General features: G+C 41.2%; 2 protein-coding genes. Both read right to left on the bottom strand.

The genetic code is table 11. From position 1 onward, the window contains the following. Positions 1-925, bottom strand: a 925-nt coding sequence (locus ACOVQQ_RS05580) for a deoxyribodipyrimidine photo-lyase (protein WP_421817320.1), incomplete at its 3' end; no start/stop codon positions are given. Beyond that, the coding region (locus ACOVQQ_RS05585; protein ID WP_421817321.1) for an FAD-binding domain-containing protein at positions 925-1191 on the bottom strand (267 nt) is incomplete at its 5' end. The genes ACOVQQ_RS05585 and ACOVQQ_RS05580, both read right to left, overlap by 1 nt.

The following is a 1191-nucleotide window of genomic DNA, read 5'->3' on the forward strand; positions in this document are numbered from 1 at the left end:
CCATAGCCCAAGCCACATGCCAATCTTCACGAACGGTTTGTTTCAAGTTGTGGTATCCTTTATTCACGGCCATAAATTCCATTTCGCATTCCATTTCGAATTTCTGGATAAAATGAGCTTGCCATCGCAAACGCGAAGCAAAATTGGCTATTTGCCGTTTGTTTTTGCCACTTTTGGCTTTTAAACCGGCGGCTTGGTAAACTTGCCGAACCGATAAATTTCCCCAAGCAATGTAGGGAGAAAGCCGACTGCATCCTTTGCGTGCGGCTTCGGGTTTGGAGATGTGTCGACTGTAATTTTCAACGCGTTCTTCCAAGAAGGATTGCAAGTAACGCGAACCGGTTTTACTGCCGCCTTTTTGAAAAGGGGCATTTTTATCAGTTTTTAAACTTGGAATCGAAAAGTAATTTTCTATTTCTTCTAACTCGCGGTATTTGATGAAACTTCGGCTATCGGCTTTGAACGGAAAACAAGGTTTCTCCATAAAATCGTACCAATCTTCTTTCCAGTGTTTGCGATTCTGTAATCCGCGAATTACACCGTTAGTGATACATTCATGCCACGGAATTCCGTGTTCTTTCAACATTTCGGCAACCGCTAAATCGCGATCATAAGTAACTTTTAGTCCGGTTTCCTGATGCGAATAAATACCTCGAATGGAGATCGTTTCGATTAATTTTTTAAACACAACTACCGCTTCTTCCTCTACAATAAGGATTTGTGTATGATAGGGAAGTAATTCGGCTTGTAATTCTGCTAATGATTGTTTGATAAAATCGAAATGCCGCTGACTGTAATGGGAATCGTTTTGTAATGACGGTTCTAGAATGTAAAGTAAAAGGACTTTCCCCGGCGCTTCTAAAGCTCGGTACAGCGCTTCATTGTCGTGCAAGCGTAAATCTCTTTTAAACCAAACAATATTCATTAACCGACAGCTGCTTTATAAACCGTTAAACATTTTTCGCGAGCAGTTTTGTGCTCTACTATAGGTTGCGGATAAGATGTACTATTCAGTTCGGGTATCCATTTTTTGATATAGACTAGGTCTTTGTCAAACTTCTTTATTTGTTCGGTAGGATTGAAAATTCGAAAGTACGGTGCAGCATCTACGCCACTTCCCGCAGCCCATTGCCAATTGCCGACGTTGCTGGCTTGTTCGTAATCCAATAGTTTTTGGGCAAAATAGGCTTC

This window comes from Flavobacterium sp., from assembly GCF_049240005.1.
Lineage (GTDB): Bacteria > Bacteroidota > Bacteroidia > Flavobacteriales > Flavobacteriaceae > Flavobacterium.